This is a genomic window from Microvirga sp. P4_G7, assembly GCF_056401005.1.
In genome coordinates this window covers 1-5,148 of record NZ_JBFUKD010000235.1, presented here as the reverse complement: position 1 = coordinate 5,148, position 5,148 = coordinate 1, and the positions used below count along the sequence as shown (strand labels likewise).

At 62.6% G+C, this 5,148-nt stretch carries 6 protein-coding genes; 2 read left to right on the top strand and 4 right to left on the bottom strand.

Annotated features, from left to right (window positions below; genetic code table 11):
* Window positions 1–73 precede the first annotated feature (73 nt).
* Together rpmF and mtgA are read right to left on the bottom strand one after the other, a co-directional pair.
* The gene (gene rpmF / locus AC1DT3_RS11675) at window positions 74–259 is read right to left on the bottom strand and encodes a 50S ribosomal protein L32 (protein ID WP_477465422.1); all 186 of its coding nucleotides are present in this window, start codon (window positions 257–259) and stop codon (window positions 74–76) included.
* A 124-nt stretch (window positions 260–383) separates the two neighbouring features.
* Entirely contained in the window at window positions 384–1,070 is a 687-nt protein-coding gene (gene mtgA / locus AC1DT3_RS11670) for a monofunctional biosynthetic peptidoglycan transglycosylase (protein WP_477465421.1), read from the bottom strand.
* Between the two features lie 100 nt (window positions 1,071–1,170).
* Between mtgA and AC1DT3_RS11665 the strand changes: the two genes are divergently transcribed.
* Both AC1DT3_RS11665 and AC1DT3_RS11660 read left to right on the top strand, forming a co-directional pair.
* On the top strand, window positions 1,171–2,097 hold the full coding sequence (locus AC1DT3_RS11665; RefSeq protein WP_477465423.1) for a polyprenyl synthetase family protein: 927 nt from the start codon (window positions 1,171–1,173) through the stop codon (window positions 2,095–2,097).
* A 3-nt stretch (window positions 2,098–2,100) separates the two neighbouring features.
* Entirely contained in the window at window positions 2,101–2,607 is a 507-nt protein-coding gene (locus tag AC1DT3_RS11660; RefSeq protein WP_477465420.1) for a GNAT family N-acetyltransferase, read from the top strand.
* Between the two features lie 98 nt (window positions 2,608–2,705).
* Here AC1DT3_RS11660 and AC1DT3_RS11655 read toward each other — a convergent pair whose 3' ends face one another.
* Both AC1DT3_RS11655 and AC1DT3_RS11650 read right to left on the bottom strand, forming a co-directional pair.
* Window positions 2,706–3,263 carry a GNAT family N-acetyltransferase gene (locus tag AC1DT3_RS11655; RefSeq protein WP_477465419.1) on the bottom strand — a complete coding sequence of 186 codons (558 nt, stop codon included), beginning with the start codon at window positions 3,261–3,263 and terminating at the stop codon, window positions 2,706–2,708.
* A 57-nt stretch (window positions 3,264–3,320) separates the two neighbouring features.
* Window positions 3,321–5,148: potassium transporter Kup (locus tag AC1DT3_RS11650; protein ID WP_477465418.1), on the bottom strand; the 1,828-nt coding region annotated here is incomplete at its 5' end.

Here is a 5,148-nt window from a genome sequence, read left to right as displayed (position 1 = left end):
ATCCCGGGTTCGGGCAATAAAAAACCGGCGCTTGCGACGCCGGTTTTTCAAAAATCGTCGGATCGAGCGCCGATCAGGCGTCCGTCTTCACCTTCAAGACCTGACGGCCGCGATACATGCCGCTCTTCAGGTCGATGTGGTGGGGGCGGCGCAGTTCGCCGGAATCCTTGTCCTCGATATAGGTCGGGGCTTTCAGGGCATCGGCGGAGCGACGCATTCCGCGCCGCGAGGGCGACGTTTTTCTTTTTGGAACGGCCATTTTTCGTCTCCGGTCAAAGGCTGAGCACCCGTTGAAACCGGGAACAGCTCAAAACGCATTCTTGATAAGGTGGCGCCTCATACAATGTCTTTGTGCAAATATCTAGCCCTAAACGCTGTCCTGCTTAGTTCTTGAGGCAATCGCCATAGGGGGCGGCGGCCTCCATCCGGGCCATGATCGTGCCCGCGCGGGCGCTGTGCGACCGGCTCGGCCGGGCCGGATTTCGAACCAGCGGATTCGGCAGGGCGGTCGCCAGAAGCGCGGCCTCGCGGCGGGTCAAATTCTTGGCGGATTTGCGAAAATAGGCCCGTGCGGCCGCTTCTGCGCCAAAGATGCCGTTCCCCCATTCGGCGACGTTGAGATAATTTTCCATCATCTTCGCCTTGGTCCAGATCAGGTCGAGATAGAGCGCCACCGGCAATTCGAGCCCCTTGCGGAGGTACGATCGGCCCGGCCACAGAAAAAGATTCTTGGCCGTCTGCATCGGAATCGTCGAGGCACCTCGGGCGGGGCCGTCCTCGTCGGCGGCCTCCACGACCTCCCGCAGGGCGTCCCAATCCACGCCGGAATGCTGGCAGAACAGGCTGTCCTCGGCGGTCATGACGGCGAGCGGCAGCGCAGGCGCGATCTGGTCGAGGCTCACGAATTGTCGGTCCACAGGCTGCAAGGTCATCCAGCGCCCGAGCATCAACGTGGAGACGGGCGGCACCAAGGCATAGGAAAGGCCTAGCCAAAACACTGCCGCCACCCATAAGAGAATGGCGCCCAGGCCGATTTGGACGAGGCGGCGGAGAAAGCGCGAGGGGGTCATGGACTTCTTCCGGCGCTCCGGCCGGACCGAGGCCGATGGCGGATTTGCGGCGTCGTTTTCTCCGGGCGGACCTGCTCTTTCGTCCGAATTCAGGCTGAACATGATGTCATCCAACAATTCCTTCGTGACGCGGTTGGCAAAGACCGCAAGGGATGTCGAGGCGATGCTGCAAGCGTTGCTATCAGACCAAGCGCTCCCGGGCGAGATTGCAAGACCTCCCCGCCTGATGGAAGCAATGCGGCATGCGGTCTTGGCAGGGGGAAAGCGGCTGCGACCCTATCTCACGGTCGAGACGGCGCGTCTTCTGGGTGTCGAGGGGGCAGGTCCGCTGCGCGCCGGCGCCGGGATCGAGCTTCTCCATTGCTATTCCCTGGTCCACGACGACCTGCCGTCCATGGACGACGACGATCTGCGCCGCGGGCGGCCGACCGTCCACAAGGCCTACGACGAGGCGACCGCCATTCTCGTCGGCGATGCCTTGCAGACGCTCGCGTTCGAAGTTTTGGCCTCGCCCGAGACGAGTACCGAAGCGATCATCCGCGCGGATCTGGTGCTCGGGCTCGCGCGGGCCTCCGGCATCGGCGGCATGGTCGGCGGACAGCTTCTCGATCTGGCGGCGGAAGGCCGTTACGGCGCCGTCGATCTCGCGGAAGCGGAGATCCGTCGCTTACAGATGATGAAGACCGGCGCTCTTCTCGCGTTCTCTGTCGATGCAGGGGCCATCCTCGCCAAAGCGGACGAGCCGACGCGGCGAAATCTCGCTGCCTATGGCCAAGCGCTGGGCGCCGCCTTCCAGGTGGCCGATGATATCCTCGATCGCGAATCCTCCGCCGAAGTGCTCGGCAAGCGGGCCGGCAAGGATCTCGAGAAGGGGAAGGCAACCCTCGTCGACTATCTCGGTATGGATGGCGCGCGTCGGGAGTGCGGACGCCTCGTCGAGGAGGCGCAAGCGGCGCTCGATCCGTTCGGTCCCGAGGCCGATCAGCTCAAGGACGCGATCCGTTTCGTCGTCGAGCGGGAGGTCTGAACGATGATCCATCACGCGCGAGCCGGCACAGGGAAGGACATCCCGTTCATCATGGCGACGGAGCGTCTGCCCGGATACGACGCATTCATCGGACGATGGGACGAGGGGCGCCACGCACAGGAAATGGCGGACCCGCGAAGCGCCTATGTGATCGCCGAAGCGGATGGTGCACCCGTCGGTTTCGCGATCCTGCAACATCTCGACGATCCGTTCGGCAACGTCTTGTTGAAACGAATTGCCGTCGACGCTCCGGGCGCCGGAACAGGGCGGTTCCTTCTGCGCAGGCTCATGGCTGATGTTTTTGCCCGTGAGACGGCGCATCGCTTCCATCTCGACGTATTGGTGTCGAATGAGAGGGCGCGCCATGCCTATCGCCGGGTCGGCTTCCAGGAAGAGGGCGTGATGCGCGAGATCTACTTTAGGCCCGACGGAACACGGGTTTCCGCCGCACTGATGTCGATTCTGCGGCCGGAATGGCTTGCTCGTCAAAACGAGAACGTCTGGCCATGATTTGGGAAACCGGCCGAGTGCTTGGAGACGAGCGTCCGCGGGACACGTCTCGAAGCACGCGGACACGCTTATGCAAATGCCCCATTGTCGAACAAGCTCTACGCCGGCACCGGCACCCAGTAGTGGAGCTTCGTGCGTCCGGCGCGCGTCTCGTGCGCAGTCTCTCCACTGAGGACGCCGCCATTGGCGAGGATCACCTTTCGTGAGGCGACATTGTCGTCGTCGCAGGTGATCGAGACGCGGAACAATCCCTCTGCGCGGGCATAGGGCAGGGTCAGGCGGAGGGCCTCGGTCGCGTAACCGTTGCCGCGTTTCCACGGCACGATGGCATAGCCGATATGACCCGATACCCAGGGCGGAAGGTCTTCCGTGCCGTGTTGGAAGCGGAAATTGATCCGCCCGCAGAACGCACCGTCGAGAATCCAGAAATCGTGGGCGGGCAGGCGCGGGATCTCTTCGCCCTTCGCATTGCGAACCGTTGGGCTGTGATAGAGCTCGTGAAGAAACCGCTCGGGGTCATGCCGGAAGCGTTCGCGCAATTCGAGCTGCTCGCGGCTCACGTTCTCGTCGGTCTTGGGTGACCAGCCGCGACGCAAGGCGTCCTCATAGGCTGTCACCCAGTCCACGTGCGGGCGGATGATGGTGGCGATTGTCATGGTGGACGAAGAGTGCCCCAATCGCCCCTGATTTGAAAAGTCTCGTCGTGCGCGCTCTTAGACCGTTACCTGCGTGCCGACTTCGACCACCCGGCCCGTCGGGATCTGGAAGAAGTCCGTGGCGTCGCTCGCCGATTTGGCGAGACTGATGAAGATCTTGTCCTGCCAAAGGGGCATGCCCGAATGGGAAGCGGGCCGGATCGAGCGACGTGACAGGAAGAACGACGTCGCCATGATATCGAACTTGAAACCCTGTTTGCGCAAGATCGCGAGGCCGCGCGGGATGTTCGGCGTTTCCATGTACCCGTAGCTCAGACGGATGCGCCAGAACGAATGCCCCACATGCTCGATGAAGACGCGGTCTTCGTCGTCGATGCGCGGAACGTCTTCGCTGCGCACCGTGAGAATCACGTTCTTCTCGTGCAGGACCTTGTTGTGCTTGAGGTTGTGAAGGAGGGCGGCGGGCGCAGTGTCCGGATCGCTCGTCAGAAACACCGCCGTTCCCTTGACCTTGTGGGGTGGGCTCTTCTCCAGCATCTTCACCAGTTCGAGGAAAGGCACGTCGATCTTGCGGGTTTTCTCGAACAGGATGTCGGTCCCCTTCACCCACGTCCACATCAGAACGATCAACACGGATGCGAGGATGACCGGCACGTAGCCGCCGGTGAAGATCTTCAAGAGATTCGCGCCGAAGAACGCGAGATCGATGAAGAGGAACGGCAGCATCACGGCGAGGGTGAGGGCCAACGACCAGCGCCAGCCGCGCCAGATCACGATGATCGCCAAAATCGCATCGACGGACATCGCACCGAAGACGGACACGCCGTATGCGTGAGAGAGATTGCTCGACGAACCGAAGATGAGAACGAGCACGATCACGCCGATCAGGAGCATCATGTTCACGCGGGGCAGGTAGATCTGTCCCTGATGCGCTTCCGAGGTGAAGCGGATTTCGAGGCGCGGCAGAAGGCCGAGCTGAATGCCTTGGCGGGTCAGCGAGAATGCGCCGGTGATCACCGCCTGGCTGGCGATGATGGTGGCGAGCGTCGCCAAACAGATCATCGGGATCAATGCCCAGTCCGGCGCCAGGCGGAAGAGGGGCGATTCGGCTGCGCTCGGGTCCGAGAGCACGAGTGCGCCCTGGCCGAAATAATTGATCACGAGGGCCGGAAACACGAGATAGAGCCACGCCCGGCGGATGGGGCGGCTGCCGAAATGCCCGAGATCGGCATAAAGAGCTTCTGCACCCGTGACGGAGAGACAGACGGCGCCCAGGACCGCCAGCGAAACGCCGGTGTGATTGAAAAAGAACATCACCGCATGCGTTGGGAAGATGGCGAACATCACGGTCGGATCGTCGAAGATATGGAGCGCGCCGGTCGCGGCGAGGGCGGCGAACCATGCGAGCATGATCGGCCCGAAGAACGTCGCAACGCGTCCGGTTCCCCGGCTCTGGACCATGAAAAGGGCGGTCAGGATCGCGATGGTGATCGGGACGACGTAATCCCCCAATGTCGGCGCAACCAGTTTCAGGCCCTCGACCGCCGACAGCACGGAGATGGCCGGTGTGAGAACCGCGTCGCCGTAGAAAAGGCCGGCGCCGACGATGCCGAGCATCAGCACGATCCCACGTCGTTTGCCGAGAGCTCGCTGAGCGAGGGCGACGAGGGTCAAAGTCCCACCTTCGCCCTTGTTGTCGGCGCGAAGCAGGATGAAGACATATTTGACCGTCACGACGAGGACGAGCGACCAAAGGATGAGCGAAAGCACGCCCATGATGATGTCGCGCGTGAGCGGCCCGCCGTGGGCAGCCGCGGCGGCGGATTCCTTGAAGGCGTAAAGGGGGCTCGTGCCGATGTCGCCGAACACGACACCGATGGCTCCG